Raw genomic sequence first — 22,110 nt, 5'->3', positions numbered from 1 at the left:
GTATCTGGCGTTAGGAGAGTAGAAAAGCAATGCTGTCGACCCAACTGGGTGGTTGGTAAACATGGTCTGCTCGCGTTTCTGTTGTATTTTCAAGTCATCTAGTTCATTTTTCACCCCTTTCTTACCCATGCAAGCAAAACAAATGATGCTCGGCCTGCTCGGTTCCGCCATTCTCGGTGGTGGCGTGGCGGTAGGTGGGTACAAGCTGCTGGAGCCGGCGCGTCCGTATTCGCCCCAGGCCGTAGCCGCTGACCCCAACGTACGGTACACCAGTGAACTGCGCAGCAGCACCTACACGGTGCCCGAAGGCCTCAACTTCACGGCTGCTGCCGCCTCCGTAACGCCGGCCGTCGTGCACGTAATGACGGAGTATGCCCCTAAGTCGAACCAGGACGACGTGTCACGCATGGACCCCTTCCTACGGCAGTTTTTCGGGGATGAGCTAGACCAGTACCAGGGCCGGGGCCGCCAGCGCGGGCCCCAGCAGGGCTCGGGCTCGGGCGTTATCATTGCCGCCAACGGCTACATCGTCACCAACAACCACGTGGTGGATAAAGCCGATAAGATTGAGGTGGTGATGGACGACAAGCGCAAGTTCCAGGCGGAGCTGGTAGGCACCGACCCCACCACCGACCTGGCCTTGCTGAAGGTGAAGGCCGATAACCTGCCTTTCATCCGCTACGGCAACTCCGATCAGGTGAAGGTAGGGGAGTGGGTACTGGCCGTGGGCAACCCCTTTAACCTGAACTCCACCGTTACGGCCGGTATTATTTCAGCCAAGGGCCGCAACATCAACATCCTGCGCCGCGAAGACGGCATGGGCGTGGAATCGTTCCTGCAGACCGATGCCGTGGTGAACCCCGGCAACTCGGGCGGGGCCCTGGTAAACCTCAACGGTGACCTGATTGGCATCAACTCGGCCATTGCCTCGCAAACCGGCTCGTTCGTGGGCTATTCGTTTGCCGTGCCCAGCTCCATTGTGAGCAAGGTAGTAGACGACTTGCTGAAGTATAAAGTGGTGCAGCGGGCCCTGCTGGGCGTGCAGATCCGGGAGGTAGATGCCCAATTGGCTTCCGAGAAGAAGCTCAATACCCTGAACGGCGTGTACGTAATGGGCCTGGGCAAAAACAGCTCCGCCGCCGATGCCGGCCTGCGGGAAGGCGACATCATCACCGAAATCAACGGGTCCAAGGTGAATACTTCTTCGCAGCTGCAGGAGCAGGTGGCCCGCTTCCGCCCCGGCGACAAAATCAAAGTAACCTACCTGCGTGATGGCCGCGAAAATACCGCCAGTGCTACCCTGCGTAACTCCACCGGCACTACCGATATTATTCGGGAAGAAGTAGCCTCGGTGATTAAGTACGAAGGCGCTTCGCTGGCTCCGGTAACCCGCCAGGAGCAGAACAAGCTGGGCATTGAGGGCGGCGCCAAAATCAGTGGCATTCGCAGCTCTAACTTCCGCGAAACCGGCATTGCCGATGGCTTCATCATCACCCGCATTGATAAGAACAAGGTGCAGAAGCCCCAGGACGTGCAGCGCTACCTCGAAGCCGCCAAGGAAACCGAAGGCGCCCTGGTAGAAGGCGTGTACCCCGACGGCCGCAAAGCATATTACCCCATCGGGCAGGCCCAGTAACCAGCGGCTTGTTCCAAAATTGAAAACGCCCTCCGCTGCTGCAGCGGAGGGCGTTTTTGCTATTCAGCAAGTAGGTAGCCGTCATGCTTCGGCTGCGCGTCTGCATGACGTTTCGGTGTTTTCAGCTACTGCCTTGCAGCCACTCCATGGCGTGTCCTTCCTCAATGAACAGGCGCAGGTCGTAGTTACGGCCGGGTTCCAGGCCATACGCCAGGTACTGCTGCTGGGCTGGGTCGGCCTCGTACACGGCCAGCCGACCGGGAGAGCAGAGTACCGCAATGCGCAGGTGCTGCGGGGCCAGCTGCGTGGCGGCCTGCGGGTAAAATACGTGGGTAGTCCACTGACCCAGTTCGGGGTTTAGCTGGTCGCGGCGGCGCACATCCAGCAGCCACCGCGCCAGACGGTGTTGCTGGGCCTGAGCCAGAATGTTGGCGTAATCCTGCTGCAATTGGAGAGTAGGGCCATCATCGGTCCAACGAGCTACCAGAGTGTGCAGATCGGGGCGGGGAGTGAGGGAGAGGAACGAGGGCATACGGTAAAGATACGGAGTGGCCGCGTGCTCAGAATGGTTTTGCTAGCTTTGCTGAACGCTCCGGCGCACCTCATTCAACTTCTCGTTCCCACCCAACTATACCCGTTTTCATTCCCATGAAACAAGCGCTTGAAGAAGCCGTTGCCACCGGCACCGACGTACAGGACCACGACCACCACGGCATCCGGCAGGTGCTGCGCGAGCTGGGCATCACGGCCCATAACGCCGCCTGGAGCACCGGCCTCAGCTGGGGCGGTGCCGACAATGGCCAGACCCGCACCATCACCTCTACCGCCGACGGCCGCACCATTGGTACCGTAGCCCTGGCCACCGCCGACGACTACGAGCAGGTGGTACTGAAAGCCCAGGAAGCCTTCAAAACCTGGCGGCTGATGCCCGCTCCCAAGCGCGGCGAAATCGTGCGCCAGATTGGCAACAAGCTGCGCGAGTACAAGGACTCCCTGGGCAAGCTGGTGAGCTACGAGATGGGCAAGATTCTGCAGGAGGGCCTCGGCGAAGTGCAGGAAATGATTGACATCTGCGACTTTGCCGTGGGCCTGTCGCGGCAGTTGCACGGCTTCACCATGCACTCCGAGCGGCCCGGTCACCGCATGTACGAGCAGTACCACCCGCTGGGCGTGGTGGGCATCATCTCGGCCTTCAACTTCCCGGTGGCCGTGTGGAGCTGGAACGCCATGCTGGCCGCCGTGTGCGGCGACACCTGCATCTGGAAACCCTCCGAAAAAACGCCCCTCACGGCCGTGGCCGTGCAGCACATCCTGCAGGATGTACTGCGCGAAAACGAGCTGCCCGAAGGTATCTTCAACCTGATTATCGGCGACGCGGAAATTGGAGCCAAAATGGCCGCTGATACGCGCGTGCCGCTGGTATCGGCCACGGGCAGCACCCGCATGGGCAAGAAGGTAGGCGAAGTGGTAGGAGCCCGCCTGGGCCGCGCCCTGCTGGAGCTGGGCGGCAACAACGCCATCATCCTCACCGAAAATGCTGATTTGGGCCTGGCCATGCCGGGTATCGTGTTCGGGGCCGTGGGTACGGCGGGGCAGCGCTGCACCACCACCCGCCGCCTCATCATCCACGATTCCATTTACGAGGATGTGAAGGCGCGTTTGCTCAAAATCTACCCCAACCTGCCCATCGGCCACCCCTTGCAGGAAGGCACGCTGGTTGGCCCGCTGATTGACCAGGATGCCGTAGCCAGCTTCCGGAAAGCCCTGGAAGCCGTGCAGGCCGAAGGCGGTAAGCTGCTGATTGGGGGCGAAATCCTGAGCGGTGCCGGCTACGAAACCGGCACCTACGTGAAGCCGGCCATTGTGGAAGCCCGCAACGAGTATCACACGGTGCAGGAAGAAACCTTCGCGCCCATCCTCTACCTCATCAAGTACAGCGGCGGCGTTGAAAACGCCATCGACGTGCAGAACGGCGTGCGCCAAGGCCTGTCATCCAGCATCTTCACGGTGAACATGCGCGAAGCCGAGGCCTTCCTCAGCCACGCCGGCTCCGACTGTGGCATTGCCAACGTGAACATCGGCACCAGCGGCGCCGAAATCGGGGGCGCGTTCGGGGGCGAGAAGGAAACCGGCGGCGGCCGTGAATCCGGCTCCGACGCCTGGCGCGTGTACATGCGCCGCCAGACCAACACCATCAACTACAGCACCCAGCTCCCGCTGGCCCAGGGTATCAAATTCGACGTGTAGTAGCGCATGCTTTAGCTTGCGAAGCACCAAAACGGCCCGCTCGGATTTACCGGGCGGGCCGTTTATCTTACGAGAAGAGGTATCGAAGAAATTTCAGATGGCACGAAAACACAACTTCCGGTTGTTAACCAGTGCAACCCCGCCCGGCGGGCTGCTGTCTTTCACCTGCTTACCTGCCAGCCTAAGTCGTTTTACCCCGGAAAGTTGGATATTTACGATTCACCCGTTTCCGAACTCCCGCCAACACAGCAACCAATGGAGGCATTTGCGTACACTGACATCAACGCGCCGCTGGTCGAGCGGTGCCGCTTAGGCGACCGGCGCGCCCAGGCCGAAATCTACAAGCGCTACTCCAAGGCTATGTTCAACGCCAGCCTGCGCATCACCGGCGACTATGCCGAGGCGGAGGACGTGTTGCAGGAGTCGTTTCTGAGCGCGTTCCGGGAACTGCACAGCTACAAGGGTGATTCGTCGTTCGGGTCCTGGCTGAAGCGCATCGTCATCAACAAAAGCATCAATTGCCTGCGCAACCGGCGTCTGCAGCTGGTGCCGTTGGCTGAGCAGCACGATGGGGCCGCCGCCGACACCGACGTGGTGGGCAGCCTCGACGGGGAGGAGCTAAGCTGGCGGGCCGACGTGGTGCGCCGCTGCGTGCAGGAACTCCCCGACGGCTACCGCGTGGTACTCTCGCTGTATCTATTGGAGGGTTACGACCACGCCGAAATTGCCAGTATTCTCAATATTACCGAGTCCACGTCCAAGTCGCAATACAGCCGGGCCCGTAAAAAGCTGCTGGAACTGGCCCGTCAGCATGGCCTGTAGGGCCAGCTCCGGCAATAGCTCCATACCATTTACCACTGCTCTTACGCGTTGCCTTTCAGTTCGGCCGCTGGCTGCCAAGCCACCCCTTCTGCCAAACCAGCTTGCCCCGATGGGCACCGCGCTTAGTACTACCACCTGACATGAACGAGAAGAAAACCGGACTGGAAGCCTTTGTGGAACGCCACCGCGCCGACTTCGACGCGTTTGAGCCCCGCCCGAACCTCTGGGACGATATTGCCCTGGAGATGGAGCTGGATGCTGAAACGGATAGTGAAGAAGAAGCTCCCTTGCGAATTGTGCCTCTTTTTTCAAACGATGAACCGGCGCCCCTCGCTCCGGCTGCCGCTCCCGACACGGCGGCCATTCGCTCGGCCCGTCCTTATGGTGTAGCGGCGGCCGTAGCGGCCCTGCTGCTGATAGGTACCTGGTTCTGGCAGCATCGCACCGAAGCCACCATCTGGACGCGTACCGGCCAGCCAGCGTTGGCTGTGGCCGCCCCCGGCACAGCTGAGCAGGACTTTTACACGGGCCCGGCACTGACGGCCACGGCGGCGACTGCCGGCCCCGAGCAGCGCCTGGCTAGCGCAGTGCAGCGCATGGAGTCTTATTATGCGGCTCAGATTGCCGAGCGGCAGCAGGAACTGCACCAGGTAGCCGCCGAAACGGTGGGTAATGCCCCTAAAGCCGACTGGCAGCAGGAATTGGCCGCCCTCGACTCTACCTACCAGCAGTTGAAAACCGAGCTGTACCGCAATCCGGAACCTGATGTGGTACTGGAAGCCATGAACCGCAATATGCAGATTCGGCTGGAGCTGCTGACTCAGCAGTTGCACACCCGCGAGCGAATTCGGGACTATCATAGCCAACCGTACATGGTGGCCGACAGCCGCCGAATCCCTTAGTATATGCACCGCTATCTGCTGAAGTTGAGCCAGACCGGCCGCAAGACGGCGCTGGCCGGGGTGCTCTGCATTACTACGCTGAACGGCTTGGCCCAGCTACCAACTCCTGAGGGAGCAGCTGCGTATTTTTACGCGCCCGCCGGGCAGGGGCTGCCTGGCTCCGAGCAAGGAGCGCCGGATGCCCGGCAGGGTGGCGGGAGCCAGGGCCCGCAGGACGAAGCGCAGCCTACTCCCGCTGTGGAGAAGGTGCGCAAGATCAGCCGGACTTTCCCGGCCAGTGCCACCAAACTCTACACGCTCGACACCCGCTATGGCCGCGTGCAGGTAAACGTATGGAACCGCCCCGAAATTCGGACCGATGTGGACGTGATTACCCGGGCTGAGACGGAGGAAAAAGCTCAGCAGCTCCAGGAGATGATTCAGGTGCAGCTGCTGGCGAAAGATCCTGCCACGGGTGGCATTGCAGTGCGCTCCCACTTTGGGGCTATGCCCCGGGAGTGCTGGAGCCGCACCAAGCTCTACGAGGTAAACTACACGGTGTGGGTGCCAAAAAACACCCCGCTGGCTTTGCATAACACTTTCGGCGAAATCAGCCTGACCAGCGACGTGAGCGGGGTAACGGAACTGGCCGTGGAGTACGGTTCCCTGCGCACGGCCCGGTTGGAGGGAGCCCGCAACACGGTGCGCCTGTGCAACGCCCAGTGCTCAGTGCCCTACGCTGGCCGCATGGTGGTGGATGCTTCCTACTCCAAGTTACGCCTCACCGATGGTGGCACCATTGACCTGCGCAACAACTCCTCGGATATCGACATTGGTACGGTGCAGGACCTGACGGTGCACAGCAAGTACGGCGACGTGGCCCTGGGTACGGTGCGTAATCTGCGTGGTAGCTCCGGCTACTCCAAATTCAGCATCGATAAGCTCAGCAACCAGCTGGATATGAAGCTGCAGTACTGCCCATCCTTTGAGGTGCGCAATACCGGCCGCAACTTTCGCCAGATTAACCTAGATGGGGGCTACAGCACTATCTTGCTCAATTTCCCCGATGGAGCGGCCTTCGATTTCGACGTGAATGCCGAGCACGGACAATTGCTGGTGGATAAGCGGCTGGTGAAAGTGCAATCGGAAGAAACTACGGGTGGTTCCAGTGACTTGCAGGGCTCGTTTGGGGCGGTGCCAGCGCGCAATGCCGGCAATGTAAACATCAAGGTGCGCTACGGCAACGTGAGCTTCAACCGGTAAGCCTCGGCACCAGTACACAATAGCCCGCCCGACTCACCCGAGTCGGGCGGGCTTGTTTTTATACCTGCTGTCCGTTCGCGTCCTTTGCGTATGCTGCGTTGTATTGTACCTATAATAGTGCTGATGCTGGCGGTGGGTTCGGCCGGCGCCCAGTCAACTACTACTCCCATGCCTGTATCCAGTTCATTGACTTCATCTTCCATGCGTGCGTACGCCCTGCGTTTGCGGCCAGGCCAGGATGTGCGGCAGGAACTGCAGGCTTTTGCCGAGCAGCAGCAATTGCGCGCTGCCTGTGTGCTTTCAGCGGTGGGCAGCCTCACTACCGCCACGCTGCGGCTGGCCAACCAGGAGGATCCTACCGTGTATCAGGGGCATTTTGAAGTGGTTTCGTTGGTGGGCACGCTGTCGGTTAACGGCAGCCACCTGCACCTGTCCGTGGCCGACTCAACGGGTCGCACCGTGGGCGGCCACCTGCTGGCCGGCAACCGCGTGTACACTACGCTGGAAGTGGTAGTAGGCGAGCTGCCGGAGCTGGATTTCCGCCGAGAAACGGACTCTACCTATGGGTATAAGGAACTGGAAGTGCGGCCCGCGCCGGCCAGCTCTTCACCCGGCAAGAGCAAGAAATAAATCGGCCGGAAATGGTGGCGCAACTGCGGGTTCTGCCATTGGTATGGCGCATTTTGGGGAAATAACGAAACAAAAAATACTCAGCATGCCGAGTATTTTTTGTTCATTGCAGCAGCCCAACCGCTCCTGCCATGACCACTACGCCCGCCACCTCCGCGCCCGATACTACCCGCCTGGAAAAGTTTCGCCGCGACATCAGCAATCCGCTGAAGTTGAAGCTGTTTATGCTGCGGCGGTTGCCGATGGCCTACTTGGCCGGGCTGCGCGTGGCCGAGCTGACGGCGGAGCGCGCCACCGTAACGGTGCCGTATAAGTACCTCACCCAGAATCCTTTCCGGAGCATCTACTTTGCCTGCCTAAGTATGGCCGCCGAAATGGCCAGCGGCCTGCTGAGCATGATGCACGTGCAGGCCGGCCCCCCGGTTTCCATGCTGGTAACGGGCCTGGAAGCGGAGTTTACCAAGAAGGCGGTGGGCCTGATTCGCTTCACCAGCACCGATGGGGCCGCCATCGGGCAGGCCATTGCCGAAAGCCGGGCTACCGGTGAGGGCCGCACTGTGGTATGCACCAGCGTAGGCACCGATGCCGCCGGCGACACGGTAGCTACTTTCCGCATTACCTGGTCATTCCGGGCAAAGCGGTAAGTAGGTAGCGAGAATGCCACCAGAAGCAAGCTGCCTTTTTTTCAAGCCAGCGAAAAAAAATGAATAGGCAATATGGAATAGCTCTTCACGCTGCATCTGAGTTGGCATACTGATAATATCCCAAAGATGCATTGTGCAACAGCTGCCGACGTAAAGGCGAGTACCCTGTTTTTGTATCTGCTACTGCACGTTGCGGTGGCGGAAGCCTGTACCTGCGTAAGCGCACGGACTTCTGAAAGACAAAAAATTGCAACGGCCTACCGGCAGGAAGCCCTGATTTTTGTGGGCCAGGTGCTGCGCGTGGATACCGTGGCAACTACCGATACCATACAGGTTGCCGACCAGGGCCCCGTTGAGCGGCGTATCCGTTTGATCCGACGCGAGGAACTACGCTACACGTTTGCCGTGAGCCGGCAGTTTAAAGGCCCTCAACATAGCTCCACGGTGCAGCTCTACACCGAAATGCAGAGTTCCATGTGCGGCAAACAGTTTGCCATCGGCTCCGAGCACTTGGTGTACGCCTATCAGGTCAGCCTGAAAGCTTCCCCGTACGGTGGGCCACCCGTACCGATCCCGCCGTACTTTGCTACCAGCATCTGCGACCGGAACCAGCCAATCAACCGCGTAAAACGCGGCGAGCTGCGCTACCTGGCCCGCTTAGCCCAAGCCGACCAGTACACGCAAACTGCACACGGCAGCAGGTAAAGTGCCAGCAACGCTGGTGTCACTTACTCCTCCCGCAGGCTTTCCTTGGTTATCACGTCCACCAGCCCGTCTTCGCTCACCACAATGGCCAAGCAGGGATAAGGCGAGCTTTCCACGTAGCGAATGGCGGAGTTGTAGCGGGCCCCGCGGGTGCTGGTGCCGTGGCCGGAAGCCTTACCATCCAGAATAACCCCAATCGAGTAGCAGTAGCTGTCGGGGTCGAGGAGTACGGCCCCATCAATGGCCGTAACCAGGCGGGTAATGAGCGGGGTGAGCGGAACGGGCTCGATGAGCGTGCACTGCAGCTTGAGGCGGTCCGCTTCAGCCAGGGCTTCGGTGGTGATGACCAGGAGGGTGCCGTGCTTCTGGCGGCTGGCTTCCACTACCACATCCCACAGGCGCTCAATCTTGACGTTATCAGTGAGCTGGAAGGTCTGTTTCAGGTCGCGGCGAAACCGGGCGCGGTTGAGGCGGGTACGGGGCAGGCTGGGCATACCGTAGTGGGCGCGCATGAGCACCTGCCCGCCGTGCTGAAACTCCCAGGCGTAGTGCGTCACGAAGTTGATGACAAACAAATCTTCCCGGGAGGCATCGTACTGGCCCACCTGCCGGCCCAGGGCATACACGTTCTCGCCGTCGGCCAGCAGGCTTACGTCGGAGGTGGTCATCTCCAGCAGCTTGCGCACGGCCCGGTAGTCGGTGAGCGGGGTGGGGCAGGTGAGGGCGAATACCTCCGAGAGGTTGGGGTGGCCACGCCGGGCCAGCAGCAGCTTGCCAATGCCCTCGGCGCCTTCGTAGCGCAACGAGGAAATGGTGTTGCAGGTGGCAAACAGCTTGGTGGCGGCCGGATTCATACCCAAGTCCTGAGCCGGCGTATCCATGAACAGCTTGCCCGCCGAGCGGATGATTTCGTCGGTGTCGCGGGGGCGCACCAGCAGGCCCGAGCCGGGCTCCGGCTCCGTCAGCGACTTGTAGCACTCCTCGTGGAAGCGCAGAATGGCCGACATCAGCAGTGAATAGGACAGAAAACGGCCGTCGGTGTAGTAGCGGTTTTTCTGCAGGGTGGGGTAAGACTGCGCGGGCTTGCGGTTCAGGCGCAGTACAGGCATGACGTAGTGCTGCTGAATACGTACGCCCGGACCAGTAAAATACAGGTACTTGCCCGTAGGCAAATCGTCAAACACTTCCTGCACGGCCAGGCGCAGGCCCAGGGCGGTTTGCTTACGCAGCACCATCTCCTCGCTCATAAACTCCGCATCGGGCGACGACCAGGGCTGCAGCATCTGATAGTACCGCCCCCGGGCCCGGGCCTCCGCGAAGGCCTGCCCGTCGAGGCCATAATCGGCCGGTTCCAGGCAAATGGAGGCTGGATCAGACTGGTCGGCGTCGTTGACTGGCAGGGCCAGCAGCAGCACGTAGGGGTCGAGGTCTTCGTCCAGTGCCTCGAAGATGCCGTTGGCAATCAGTTGCGCAGCCTGCCGGAACCGGGCCTGGTAGGGCCAGATGGAAAAGCTGTCCGGCAGCGGCAGCGGGGTTCCAAAAGCAACGGGAGGAGCGGCAAGCAGGGGCAGGGGCGACAACATAGCGGGAAGGAAAGCAGGCGGGGCACGCGGCTGGCCTGGTCGTGCAGCAGCGCAGGTGCACGGGCTGACGGGTGAAAGCGGAAATTACTTGATAATGCGCCGAAGAAATAGCGGCGTTGCTACAGCGTAAATACAACCGGCAACACCATCTTTTGCTTCATGGGCTGGCCCTGATACGTGGCAGGCTCCCACTTGGGGGCCGCCTTAATCAGCCGGATGGCTTCTTCGTCGAGGCCGGAGCCGAGGCGTTTTACGGGCTTTATGTCGGTGAGGGAGCCGTCTTTCTGCACCACAAACTCCATCATTACCCGGCCCTGAATTTTTTTCTGCCGGGCCAGGGCGGGGTACTGCTGGTGTTGCTGAATCCACTCGAAAAAGGCATCCGTGCCACCTGCCGGGCGGGCAGGCTGATCAGGCTTCACCACTTGCGTAACGGGGCCCGCGGCGGCGGTGCCAGCCGGGGTAGTAGCAGCGCCGCTGCCGTTTTCCGCCGGAATTTCAAACGCAATGGGCACCGATACCCGCTGCCGCACTACGCCGCCCCGGTGCTGGGCGGGCGTCCAGCGGGGGCCGCCTTTGATGAGCCGGACGGCTTCGGCATCCAGGGCCGGGTTGAGGGGCTGGGCCACGGCCACGCTGGAAATGGAGCCGGTTTTCTCGATGACGAACGACACAGTAACCGTGCCCTGCGCCCCGGCCTGCAGCGCGGCCGTGGGGTATTGCTGGTTATCGGCCAGGTATTGAGCGTAGGCTTCCACGCCGCCCACCGGCACGGCGGGCTTCTCCACCGCCTCGTAGATTTCGGCGGCGGCGGGAGCTTTGGGGTACTTCAGTTTCTGGGCGGCGGCGGGTGCCCAGGCGGCAGCGCCGAAAGCAGCCGTGAGCAGCAACGAGCGGAATACGTGTTTCATAGCAGCGGAAGAGTAACAGGCCGGATGCCGGTTGGCACAACAACCGCACCAGCTCCCGGACCAGTTTCCGGGAAGTACGAAAAGTTCGGGTTTTCGGTAGATTTGACGCTATGGAACCTGACGTAACTTCCGCTGCGCACAACTCTTCCCGCGCCCCCGAGCCGGTGGGCCTCTACCCGCACGCCCGCCGCGTGGGCAACCTGCTGTTTCTGTCGGGCGTGGGGCCACGGCAGCGGGGCCAGAAGCACGTGCCCGGCGTGGAGCTGGATGAGGACGGCAATATCCTGCGCTACGACTTCGAGAGCCAGTGCCATGCCGTGTTCCAGAACGTGCGCTACATCCTGGAAGACGCCGAAGCCCGCTGGGAGGATTTGGTGGACGTGACGGTGTACCTCATCAATATGCGCGACGACTTCGCCACCTACAACCGCCTCTACGCCGAGTATTTCCAGACCAACCAGCCCTGCCGCACCACCGTCGAAATCAACCGCCTGCCCACGCCCATTGCCATTGAGCTGAAGTGCGTGGCGGCGGTGGGAGAGTAATTGAGTAGCGGAGTAACTGAGTAATTCGCTGAGTATGACCGGAAAGGTAGTAGCTCTGATTCTGACGGTACTGGGAAGCCAGCCGGCCGCGTGGGCCCAGGATACCTGGGCCAACCTGCGAGCTGAGCAGGTAGCCAGGCTCCAGGCTTTAACCGGCACGTACGAAGGTCAGATTGGGGGCAAATACGCCATCCAGCTGCAACTCGGTTCGGGCGAGGCCGATACCTTGCTGACCGGCCGGTACTACTATCTATCCAAAGGGCAGCCCTTGGAGTTAAGAGGCTTTACCCGGCCCAGCGTTCCGACGCAGGCCTTAGAACTGCGCGAAAACCCGTCGGCTGCGGCCGAGGCTACCGGCTGGTTCACCATTGGCCTGGGGCAGGCCAACGAGCCGGAGGTGATGGGCCAGTGGTTTAATGCCTCGGGTACTAAGTTGCTGCCCGTGAAACTTCGGCGCGTGGGCGGGGCCGTCCGCCCAACGGGCCTGGTAGCGCACATCACCCCGAAAACGTACCTGCAGGCGTTCCGGGTGCCGGTTGTGACGGTGCCCGACGCGGGCGTAACCCGGCTGCTGACGCACTGGTTTTCCCTGCAAAACCTGATCAACGACGACGTAGCCGGCCTCCGGCAGCAACTGGCCGAGCACAGCGGCACGCAAAGCACCGACTACTCCGTCAACTACAACGCCCGGGGCCTGCTGAGCCTCACCGCCGAAACCGAAGGCTTGGGAGCCAGCGTGTGGTACGACAGCAAAACGTATAACCTGGATTTGGTAACGGGCTTCCCCATCGTGTTGGCCGCTGAGCTGAAGCCGGAATTACTGCCGCAGTTTCTGGCGCTGGGCCAGCGGAAACTGGCGGTGAAAACTAAAGAATATGAGCAGGATGATTTTTTGTCAGCAGAGGATAATGCCGGTGTGCTCAGCCAGGAGTTTTCTTTGAGGAGCACGACTGAATACACCATTGGTACCGACGGCCTCGTGTTCGACCACCCGGTTTCGTATGATGGCTTGTCAAATCTTGTGTGGAAAGTGCTAACCGGAAGTTTTCTGGTGACTTTCACGCATGCTGAGCTCAAGCCTTTTCTGAAGTCCAACAGTCCGTTGCGCCGGTTATAGCGGCCAGAGTTTTTCTAAACTCAAAAGGAGTATAGCGTAGCATATAGCCTGATAAAGGTATTTTCTGTTTCGATACATATAACCTAACTATTTTATGATTTTCAAACAATTAAGCTGGCTAGCGGTAAGTGCGTTTTTGCTGGCATCCTGCAAGCGTGATGAATCAGTACCTAATGTTGTGCTGACGGGTAAAGTGCGGCTTGTTACTGAGTTCGGCACGCCAGCTTCTACTGGCAATGGGGTAACCATCGATAACATTGAAGTAAAGGGTGCCACTGCCGCCACGGCCACAAATGGCAATGGACAATACGAACTGAAAACTATCACCGGGTCCCAGACGCTGACATTCACCAAGCAATACGTGGGCACATATAAGCTACTGAACTATCCGGCTACGGGCTCCAGTGAAGTACCTTTAGTGACGCTGGGCGCGCAACCGACTTATACCATAGCCAGTGCATTGGTAAAAATGGGTCCCGATGCAGTGTACGTATCTGGCATAGTGGGTCGAGATAATATTGCCGGATTGCCGCCGCGTCGGCACCGGATTTTTTTCCAGTCAGGGCCGGTGTCGTCAACGGATTATTCCCTGTCAGTGGGAGGAGAAACCAATGTGGGCGACGACCAATATTTTGATGTGGTGACGTTTGCCCAGTTGCGGGCCGCCGGGTTATTACCGGGTACTCCTATTCAGATACGGGTATATGCTGAAAATCCCTACGCTGACACGTACGTGGACCCTGATACGCGCCGGACTGTGTACCCGGCGCTTTCGCAAATCGGCTCCAATACCGCCCACTTCACATATTAACCTCCCGCCCCGGGCCGTACCTTCGCAGCTTCACCCGTTTCTGCTGCCGTGTCCGTTTCCCCTGAATTCCGCCCGCTTGCCGTTGCCCCCGCCGAGCTGTTCCAGGAAAACCTGACTTACCACCAGGAGCGGGAAGCCTACTTTGCCGGCCGGCACCGGCTGGTGGCCCTGGTGCGGCTGCTGGTGTTTGGCGGGGCCGCCGTGGGGGCCTGGGTGCTGTTTAGCGCCGGTGAAGTGCTGGCTGGTTTTGGGGTGGTGCTGGCGGCGTATCTGCTGTTTCTGGGCTTGGTGCAGTGGCACAGCAAAGTAGGCTACCAGCGCGAGCATCACCGCCTGCTGGCCCAGCTGAACCAGGACGAGCTGGCCCGTTTGGCCGGCAAGCTCAGCGGCTTCGACCCCGGCCTGCGCTACCTCGATGCTCAGCATCCTTACGCCGCCGACTTGGATGTATTTGGGCCGCACTCGGTGTTTCAATTGCTGAACCGCAGCACCTCCCGGCTGGGACAGGACTGGCTGGCCGGCTGGCTGCTGGCCCCGGCCGCCCCGGCCGTCGTGCAGGAGCGGCAGCGGGCCGCCGCCGAGCTGGCCCCCGATGTGGCCTGGCAGCAGGAGTGGCAGGCCCGGGCCCGGCACTTTCCCCGGCAGGAGCAGGACCCGCGCACCTTCTCCGGCTGGTTGCGCCAACCCGATTTTTTCGCGGGACGGGCGTGGCTGCTGCCGCTGATGGTCGTGCTGCCGGTATTGGGCATTGGGGCTATACTGGCGGCCCTGAACGGGTACAGTATGGCCCTGGTGCTGCTGCTGCCCGCCGTGCTGTTGAATAACCGCTTCGCCGCCCCGCGGGCTGAGTACTACGAGCAAACCACTACTATCCGCGACGCGCTACGGGCCGCCCATGACCAGCTGGCGCTGTTCGAAGAAGGAGAATGGGAAAGTCCGGCGTTGCGCCGCCTGCACCGGGTATTGCACGATACGGGCGGCACGGCCGCCGCGCAGCTGTTGCGGCGGCTGTCGGGGGTAGCGGGCTGGTTTTCGGCCCGGCAGAACCCGGCCGTGGCGGGCGTACTGAATACCTTGCTGCTCTGGGACCTGTGGGGCATGTGGCAGCTGGAACGCTGGAAGCGCCGCCTTACCGGCGGACTGGAGCCATTGCTGGAAGCCGCCGCCGAGCTGGATGCGCTGGTGAGCCTGGCCGCGTTCCGGGCGGCCAACCCCGGCTTTGCTGAACCCGACGTAACGGCCCCGGCCCTGACGGTAGAAGCCCGGCAGCTGGGCCACCCGCTGCTGTTCGGCGGGGAAGGCGTGCGCAATGATTTCCAGACGACCGGGGCCGGGCAAACGGTCATCGTAACCGGCTCCAACATGGCCGGCAAAAGCACCTTCCTGCGCACCGTAGGGCTGAACCTGGTGCTGGCTCAGGCCGGCGCGGTGGTATCTGCCGAGGCCCTGCGTTGCGGCCCGGCTCAGGTATTCACCGCCATGCGCTCCAACGATAACCTGGCCGAAAGCACTTCCTCCTTCTACGCTGAGCTCAAGCGCCTGCGCCTGCTGCTGGACCTGACGGATGGCAAGCCCGGCCCACCTGCCATATCCCCCGAGAACCTAAGCACTATTAACGAAGCACTAAGCACTGATACTCCCGTTTTCTACCTGCTGGACGAGATTCTGAAGGGTACTAACTCCGAGGACCGGCACCGCGGGGCCCGGGCGCTGGTATACCAATTGCGCCACCGTCTGGCCAGCGGCCTCATCAGCACCCACGACCTGGAGCTGGCCGCTCTGGAAACCGACCTGCCGGCCCACGTGCGCAACGTGAGCTTCAACAGTTACCTTAATCCCGATGGCACCCTGCGCTTTGATTACCGCCTCACGCCCGGTGTGTGCCGCTCCTTCAACGCCAGCCAGCTAATGCGCCTGATGGGAATTGTGGTGGACGAGCCCGCCTGAGTTGATTGTGTTAGGATGAGGTAACTCCCGGAGGGGGAACCTGCGTAAGGACGTACAGAATTGCCGGGTTTAATAGGAGGTTAATCTTAGCCCTCTACCTTACTCGCTTATCCTGCTTCTCTCACGCTTACCCCTCGCTCTGTGTACATACGCGAAAATCTCCGCTGGCATATTATCTGGAAACTGGGCTGGAAGTCGGTAACGGTGTTCACCGTGTACAGCATCCTGGTGTGCCTGGTGTACGGTCCCCTGAAAATTCATTCGGTCGCTATTCCGTGGCAGCCGGTAGCTACGCTGGGTACGGCCGTAGCCTTTTATATCGGCTTTAAAAATAACGGCTCCTACGACCGTTTCTGGGAAGGCCGCCGGCTGTGGGGCGGCATTGTAAACAGCAGCCGCATGGTGGCCGTGCAAGCCCTGGAATTCGTTACGTCCGTAGTGGATGCGCCGGATGTGGATGCGCCACCGGCCTCGGCCCAGGAGCTGACCCAGCGCCACCGCCGCATGGTGTACCGCCAGATTGCTTGGTGCAATGCCCTGCGCATTCACCTGCGCCGCCAGCCGGAGCAGTGGGACTCCGCCGTGGCTCCGTTTCTGGCTGAGGAAGAATCGGAAAAGCTGCGGGGGCTGGCCAATCCGCCCGCCCAACTGATCCGGCAGCAGGCCGCTGAGTTGCGCAAGCTACGCGAGGAGCGGGGCCTGCTCAACGATTTTCAGCACGTAACCATGATGAATACGCTCGAAACCCTCTACGATTTGCAAGGGGGCTGTGAGCGAATCAAAAACACACCCTTTCCGCGCCAGTACGCTTTTTTCAGCATGGTGTTTGTGTACCTGTTCACGGCTTTGATGCCCCTGGGCCTGGTAACGGAGTTTGCCAAGATGGGTCCTAACCACATCTGGTTGACGGTGCCGTTTTCAGTGCTGGTATCCTGGGTGTTCTCCACCATCGAAACCGTGGGCCACAACAGCGAGAATCCGTTCGAGAACAACATGAACGACGTATCGATGACGGCAATTTGCCGCTCCATTGAAATCGACCTGCGCCAGATGCTGGGCGAAACGGAGGTGCCGCCCAAGCTGGAGCCAGTAGAGGATATCCTGTACTAGCGGCTAACCCGCGCTCTGCGAAAGGCAGACCACGACCCGCACCCCGGCAGTCGTCGTCTGCCTTTCGTATTATCCGGTCCCGCCGCGGCCTCTGGTACACGTAGAGGGCATACTTTCGGCAGAGGGTTGCGTTTAATGCCCAAATCTGCTTGCTTGATGGTGTGCCTGCTGCCCGCCGGCCCCCGCCGCTTCCCCCATGACTGATTCCGTCCGTAAGCTTCGCTATTTTTTCACCAGTCAGGAATTTTCGGATGGCGTGCGAACCACGCTGTCCATTTTGCTGCCAGGGTTGCTGCTGGGCTGGCACGGCGACCTGGAAACGGGCCTTACCGTGTCGTTGGGGGCGGTGTGCGTGAGCCTGGCCGATTTGCCCGGGCCGCCCGGCCACAAGCGCAACGGCATGTTGGCCGCCACAGTTCTGGTGGGCCTGATGGCCCTGATAACCGGCTTTATTCAGCCGTATGCGTGGCTGCTGGGCGCGGTAGTGGTGGGCGCCAGCTTCGTGTTTACGCTGCTGCTGGCCTACGGTAACCGCGCCGGCTCCGTGGGCACGGCGGGCCTGCTCATCATGATTCTGATGCTGGATAAGCCGCTGCCGCCCGGGCAGGTACTGCCCTACGCGGGGCTGGTGCTGCTGGGCGGGCTGTGGTACGCCGGTATTGCGGGCCTGCTCAACCAGATTCGGCCGCACCGGGTGGCCCAGCAGGCTCTCGGCGACTGTATCCGGGCCATTGCCGATTTTCTGCGCCTCAAAGCTGAGTTTTACCGCACCGGCACCAACCTGGAGGCCGATTACCGCCGGCTGGTGCAGCAGCAGGTAACGGTGAGTGAGAAGCAGGATGCCGTGCGCGAAATTCTGTTCAAAACCCGCCAGCTCGTGAAGGATTCCACGGGCACCGGCCGCCGCCTGGTGCTCACGTTTGTCGATCTGGTGGACCTCTACGAGCAGATTACCATCACCTACTACGACTACGCCGACCTGCACCGGCGCTTTGAGGCCACGGGGGTGCTGGACGTGGTGGCCCGGGAAATTGAGGAAGTAGCGGCCGAGCTGGAAAGCATCGGATTTGCCATTCAGGCCAACCACGGCTATACCTCCCGCCGCGACCTGCCGGCCGGACTGGAACGGGTGAAAAGCCGCATCGACGCGCTGGAAGACCCCGCCCGCCCCGGCCACACCCGCATGCTCAAGAAAATTCTGGTAAACCTGCGCAACCTGGTGGGTCGCCTCCAGGATATTCTGGCCTACTTCGATGCCAGCTCGCCGGTACCGGCCGGGCGGGAGCTGGAATTCGGCCGCTTCGTCACGCACCAGAGCTACGACGTGAAAGTGCTGCGCGACCACCTGACGATGCAGTCGGGGGTGTTCCGCCACTCCGTGCGGATGCTGGTGGCCTGCCTCATCGGGTTTATCATCACCAAGCTGCTGCCCGGCCACCACAGCTACTGGGTACTCATGACGATTACCTATATGCTCAAGCCCGCCTTCAGCCTCACCAAGCAGCGCAACGTGCAGCGTGTGCTGGGTACGCTGGCCGGCGGGGTGCTGGGGGCTGGGCTGTTGTGGCTGATACCGGACCGGCAGGTGCTGTTGGGCCTGATGGTGGTGTTTATGGTAGTGTCGTACAGCTTCGTGCGCATCAACTATCTGGTTACCGTCACGTTCATGACGCCGTTCATTCTCATCCTGTTCAGCTTCCTGGGGTTGGGCTACGTGCAGGTGGTGGAGGAACGGGTGTTTGACACGGTGCTGGGCTGCCTGATTGCGTTTTCGGTGGGCTACCTGCTGTTTCCGCGCTGGGAGTCCGACCAGCTGCAGGATTACTTTAAGGCGGTGCTGCGGGCCAACCTCAAATACCTGCGCACCCTGCAGGAAGTGCTCATTGGCTCGCCGGTGGCCCTGGTTGATTACAAACTGGCCCGCAAGGAGGTGTACGTCTCGTCGGCCAACCTGGGCGCGGCGTTTCAGCGCATGATGTCGGAACCCCGGGGCAAGCAGCACCGCCCCGCCGAGGTGCACGAGTTTGTGGTGCTCAACCACATTCTGTCGTCCAACGTGGCGTCCATCACCTCGTCGTTGCTCAACGGTGAAACCCGGCCGGCCCTGCCCGCCAGCGGCCTCAAAAACCTGCGGCAGGCCCAGCAAACCCTGCACCGCAGCCTCCGCCGCCTCGACGCTCAGGAACCCGAAAACCTCCCCACCGACCTGCCCACGCCCGCTCCGGCGCACTCACCCGATGCCCAATTGGGCGAACAGCTGGAGTTCATCCAAAAGGTGAGCAGTGATATTGGCAAGGTGACGGAAGCCGTGCTGAAGTAGACTCCTGTCATGCTTCGCCCGGTTTGACGGTCTGGCGGGTAGGCAAAATCGAGGATCAGAGGCAAATGCTGCGTGCAGCACCACCACATGAAAATCCCCGGACAACAGGAAATTTCTTTCCTGTTGTCCGGGGATTTCGGCTTGCAACCCGTACTGGATAAGCTTTACAGCTTCACGCCCACCGAGGCAAACCAGGTGCGGCCATCGGCGGGCAGCAGGCCGGGGCCGGGGTAGCCGCCCGAGCGGCGGGTGAAGTAATTTTTATCGAACACGTTGTTGAGGCCGCCGCGCACCGTGAAGCGCTTGGCAAAGCGGTAGGTGGCCGAGAGGTCGGTAACCGAGTAGCCGGGTACGCGGCCGGTGGTGGCGGCGGCATTGGCCGCTACGGTGTTGTTGGCATCGGCAAACACGCTGGAAACCCGTGTGAGCTGAGCCGTGGCCGAGAGGCCCTTGTGGGCGAAGGTAGCGCCCACGCGGTGCGTGTACTTGGGGGCGTACTCCACGCGGTTGTTTTTCAAATCACCTTCCTGAATACCGCCGTTGGCCAGCGTAGTGGTCAGCAGGCGGGTGTAGCGGGCATCCACCAGGGCCGAAGAAACGAATACGTCCAGGTGGGGCAGCTCGAAGTTCTGGGTAAGGGCGTGAATGAGGTCCAACTCCACGTAGGCCTCCACGCCTTTGTGCACGCTGGTGCCAATGTTGGTGCGCAGCTGCTGGGTTTGGGTGGTGCTGCCCGGCACCAGGCGGCGAATAGTGCCGATGCGGTTGTCGTAGTTCAGCCAGAAAGCGTCCACGTCAAAGGTCAGCACTTTGGCCCAGGTGCCCCGGTAGCCCACCTCGGCGTTATAGCCGCGGGAATCTTTCAGGTTGGGGTCGATGACGTCGGACGTGGCCGGCGGGGTCAGGTCGCCGAAGGTTACGGGACGGAAGGCCCGCGAGTAGTTAGCGTAGAGGTTGGTCTGGTCGGTTACGCGCAGCTCGGCCCCGGCCCCGTACAGGAACACGCGGCGGCGCGAGTCCTGCTTGATCTGGTTTTCCGAGCCGTCGGCGTTCAGGCTCAGGTAGCCGCGGCCTTCGTTGTCAATCACCTCGTAGCGCACGCCCGGCGTGAGGGTGAGGCGGGAGCCCAGGCGGAAGATATTCTCCACGAAGGCGGCGTAGTTGCGGGTGCGGAAGCTCAGGTCGCGGCCGTAGCGCGGGGCCTGCAGGTCCAGGTTGAAGTCGGAGCCGGTGTCGCCCTTGCCTTGCTGGCGGCGGCCCAGGTTGGCAGCGGCCACGCGCACGCCGGCAGCCAGCGTGTGCTCCTGGCCCAGCAGGCTGTAATCGGTGAGCAGGCGCAGCTCCGAGCCCAGGTTGCGGTACCGGTCCCGGTCGAGCTGGCGGTTGGCCGGCTGGCCGGTGGCGGGGTTCACCGCATCGGGCTTATCCACGCCCACGCTGCTGGCCAGGCCAATGGAGTTCCGCTCGCCCAGCAGGCCAAAGGTTTTCAGGCTCAGGCGGGTGCGGTCCGAGAACTGGTAGTCGGCCGTGAAAGCCGGAATCGTCCAGGGCGTGCTGAACCAGTTGCGGCTGCGGGAGCTGTTGCGCACGTTGCCGTTGTAGAACTGGGCATCGGTGAGGCCGCCGGGCTGCTGAATCTCGTAGCCCAGGTGGCTGATTTCGGCCCCGAGGCGCAGCTTGCTGGTGGCCTGGAACTGCACGTTCACGTGGGCGTTGCGGATGTTGAACTCCGAGTTGTCGCGCCAGCCGCCGCCCAGGCGCTGCTGGTAGTAGCCAAAGTAGCTCACTTTGCCCACCGTGCCACCTAGCGAGTTGTAGGTGCCCACCAGCCCGTTGTTGCCCACCGAGTTGCTGGTTTCAAACTCGATTTTCTTGTCGCGGGGGCCGTGCTTCAGCTCGTAGTTGAGCATGCCGCCAAACTGAGGGCCGTACTGCAAGGAGCCGCCGCCCCGGATAATCTGGATGCGGTCCACGGCCTCCAGCGGCGGGTTGTAGTACGCCTCGGGGTAGCCAAAGGGGTCGGAACTGATGTCCATGCCGTTCTGGCGGGTGTTGAACTCCCAGCTGCGGTTGGGCGAAAGGCCGCGGCTGGCCACGTTGATCTGCTGGCCCGAGCCGTCACTTTCCCACACCGTAATGCCGGGCACCTTGGCAAATACCTGCCGGGCCGAGTTTACCACCAGGTTGGCATCAAGCTTATCCAGCTGAATGATTTCGTTTTTCTTACCGGCCGTGAGGGTAGTACCGTCCACCTCGGGGGCGTAGCGAGTGGCTTTGGCGGCTACCGTTACACCGGCCAGCTCGCGCAGGGCCTCTTCCAGCGTGAAGCGCAGGGTGTAGGCCTGCCCGCTCTGCAGAGTAAGGGTTTGGGTCTGTGGTTTGGTGCTGAGGCCGGTTACCGTCACGGTGGCTTCGCCGGCCGGCAGGCCGTAGAGGCGGAAGCTGCCGCGGGCATCAGTGGTGGCCGAGCGGTCGGCTACGGTTACCAGCACGCCTTCCACGGGCTGGCCGGCACGGTCGAGCACGGTACCGGTGAGGGTGGCCCCGCGGCCAGTTTCACCCGGACCGTTCGAAAACGCGGGGGTAGCAGCAGTAACAGATAGCGCCGGCACGGTGGCCGTCAGCAGAGAGGAAAGCAGCAGAGAAGTAGTTCGCATAGACCAACCCGGGAGATAGGACCCGGTTTCGGCTGCAAAAGTAGCACTGTTAAGATTGATTTTAAATAAGTGATTAGAAAAAATCTAAATAAAACCGACGGCATAGGTTGGCAGTTGTTATCCTTTGGTCTGCCCGGACTGCCTCAACCAACGCGCAGGCACTGGTCATGGGGCCGCGACACTGGGTGTTTTGGCCTGGCTGCAGTCGCTTTTCCTGCCATTCCGGCGAAGAAGGGGACCTGGTGAAAGTATCTGGGTGTAGTTCCGAATGTTTCCATCAA

The 22,110-nt window shown here is 61.2% G+C and carries 18 protein-coding genes; 14 read left to right on the top strand and 4 right to left on the bottom strand.

Annotated elements, in window-relative coordinates; all coding sequences use genetic code 11:
• The first annotated feature begins 127 nt into the window (after positions 1–127).
• Complete coding sequence (locus ACN19L_RS08880) at positions 128–1,636, top strand: Do family serine endopeptidase (RefSeq protein WP_426493157.1); 1,509 nt, start codon at positions 128–130, stop codon at positions 1,634–1,636.
• 121 nt (positions 1,637–1,757) lie between these two features.
• Here ACN19L_RS08880 and ACN19L_RS08875 read toward each other — a convergent pair whose 3' ends face one another.
• Positions 1,758–2,168, bottom strand: coding sequence for a hypothetical protein (locus ACN19L_RS08875; RefSeq protein ID WP_426493156.1), 411 nt, complete (start codon positions 2,166–2,168; stop codon positions 1,758–1,760).
• Positions 2,169–2,284: 116 nt separating this feature from the next.
• Between ACN19L_RS08875 and amaB the strand changes: the two genes are divergently transcribed.
• From amaB to ACN19L_RS08840, 7 genes are all read left to right on the top strand, one after another.
• Positions 2,285–3,883, top strand: coding sequence for an L-piperidine-6-carboxylate dehydrogenase (gene amaB, locus ACN19L_RS08870; protein WP_426493155.1), 1,599 nt, complete (start codon positions 2,285–2,287; stop codon positions 3,881–3,883).
• A 255-nt stretch (positions 3,884–4,138) separates the two neighbouring features.
• Positions 4,139–4,705: an RNA polymerase sigma factor gene (locus tag ACN19L_RS08865; RefSeq protein ID WP_426493154.1), complete on the top strand. Its 567-nt coding sequence runs from the start codon at positions 4,139–4,141 to the stop codon at positions 4,703–4,705.
• 140 nt (positions 4,706–4,845) lie between these two features.
• Positions 4,846–5,607, top strand: a complete 762-nt coding sequence (locus ACN19L_RS08860; RefSeq protein ID WP_426493153.1) for a hypothetical protein — start codon at positions 4,846–4,848, stop codon at positions 5,605–5,607.
• A 3-nt stretch (positions 5,608–5,610) separates the two neighbouring features.
• The gene (locus tag ACN19L_RS08855) at positions 5,611–6,849 is read left to right on the top strand and encodes a hypothetical protein (RefSeq protein ID WP_426493152.1); all 1,239 of its coding nucleotides are present in this window, start codon (positions 5,611–5,613) and stop codon (positions 6,847–6,849) included.
• Positions 6,850–7,017: 168 nt separating this feature from the next.
• Positions 7,018–7,479: a PPC domain-containing DNA-binding protein gene (locus ACN19L_RS08850; RefSeq protein ID WP_426493151.1), complete on the top strand. Its 462-nt coding sequence runs from the start codon at positions 7,018–7,020 to the stop codon at positions 7,477–7,479.
• Positions 7,480–7,610: 131 nt separating this feature from the next.
• Positions 7,611–8,123 (top strand): DUF4442 domain-containing protein, encoded by a 513-nt coding sequence (locus tag ACN19L_RS08845; RefSeq protein ID WP_426493150.1) that lies wholly within the window; start codon positions 7,611–7,613, stop codon positions 8,121–8,123.
• A 126-nt stretch (positions 8,124–8,249) separates the two neighbouring features.
• Positions 8,250–8,828 carry a hypothetical protein gene (locus ACN19L_RS08840; protein WP_426493149.1) on the top strand — a complete coding sequence of 193 codons (579 nt, stop codon included), beginning with the start codon at positions 8,250–8,252 and terminating at the stop codon, positions 8,826–8,828.
• Positions 8,829–8,851: 23 nt separating this feature from the next.
• Here ACN19L_RS08840 and ACN19L_RS08835 read toward each other — a convergent pair whose 3' ends face one another.
• On the bottom strand, positions 8,852–10,411 hold the full coding sequence (locus ACN19L_RS08835) for a DNA integrity scanning protein DisA nucleotide-binding domain protein (RefSeq protein ID WP_426493148.1): 1,560 nt from the start codon (positions 10,409–10,411) through the stop codon (positions 8,852–8,854).
• Between the two features lie 119 nt (positions 10,412–10,530).
• Positions 10,531–11,322: an energy transducer TonB gene (locus ACN19L_RS08830; protein WP_426493147.1), complete on the bottom strand. Its 792-nt coding sequence runs from the start codon at positions 11,320–11,322 to the stop codon at positions 10,531–10,533.
• A 110-nt stretch (positions 11,323–11,432) separates the two neighbouring features.
• Here ACN19L_RS08830 and ACN19L_RS08825 point away from each other — a divergent pair, with 110 nt between their 5' ends.
• The 6 genes from ACN19L_RS08825 to ACN19L_RS08800 all read left to right on the top strand — a co-directional run bounded on the left by ACN19L_RS08825 (position 11,433) and on the right by ACN19L_RS08800 (position 19,172).
• Complete coding sequence (locus tag ACN19L_RS08825) at positions 11,433–11,867, top strand: RidA family protein (RefSeq protein WP_426493146.1); 435 nt, start codon at positions 11,433–11,435, stop codon at positions 11,865–11,867.
• A gap of 34 nt (positions 11,868–11,901) precedes the next feature.
• On the top strand, positions 11,902–12,984 hold the full coding sequence (locus tag ACN19L_RS08820; protein WP_426493145.1) for a hypothetical protein: 1,083 nt from the start codon (positions 11,902–11,904) through the stop codon (positions 12,982–12,984).
• A 94-nt stretch (positions 12,985–13,078) separates the two neighbouring features.
• Positions 13,079–13,795, top strand: a complete 717-nt coding sequence (locus ACN19L_RS08815) for a hypothetical protein (protein ID WP_426493144.1) — start codon at positions 13,079–13,081, stop codon at positions 13,793–13,795.
• A 48-nt stretch (positions 13,796–13,843) separates the two neighbouring features.
• Positions 13,844–15,742, top strand: a complete 1,899-nt coding sequence (locus tag ACN19L_RS08810) for a MutS-related protein (protein ID WP_426493143.1) — start codon at positions 13,844–13,846, stop codon at positions 15,740–15,742.
• Positions 15,743–15,883: 141 nt separating this feature from the next.
• A complete protein-coding gene (locus tag ACN19L_RS08805) occupies positions 15,884–16,852 on the top strand; it encodes a bestrophin family protein (RefSeq protein WP_426493142.1) in 969 nt (322 codons plus the stop codon).
• A gap of 196 nt (positions 16,853–17,048) precedes the next feature.
• Positions 17,049–19,172 carry an FUSC family membrane protein gene (locus ACN19L_RS08800; RefSeq protein WP_426493141.1) on the top strand — a complete coding sequence of 708 codons (2,124 nt, stop codon included), beginning with the start codon at positions 17,049–17,051 and terminating at the stop codon, positions 19,170–19,172.
• Between the two features lie 164 nt (positions 19,173–19,336).
• Here ACN19L_RS08800 and ACN19L_RS08795 read toward each other — a convergent pair whose 3' ends face one another.
• Complete coding sequence (locus ACN19L_RS08795) at positions 19,337–21,829, bottom strand: TonB-dependent receptor domain-containing protein (protein WP_426493140.1); 2,493 nt, start codon at positions 21,827–21,829, stop codon at positions 19,337–19,339.
• Between the last annotated feature and the right edge of the window lie 281 nt (positions 21,830–22,110).

This window comes from Hymenobacter sp. 102, assembly GCF_049949205.1.
Taxonomy (GTDB): Bacteria; Bacteroidota; Bacteroidia; order Cytophagales; family Hymenobacteraceae; genus Hymenobacter.
Note: the sequence above shows the minus strand (reverse complement) of the source record. Positions and strands in the feature narration are given on the sequence as shown.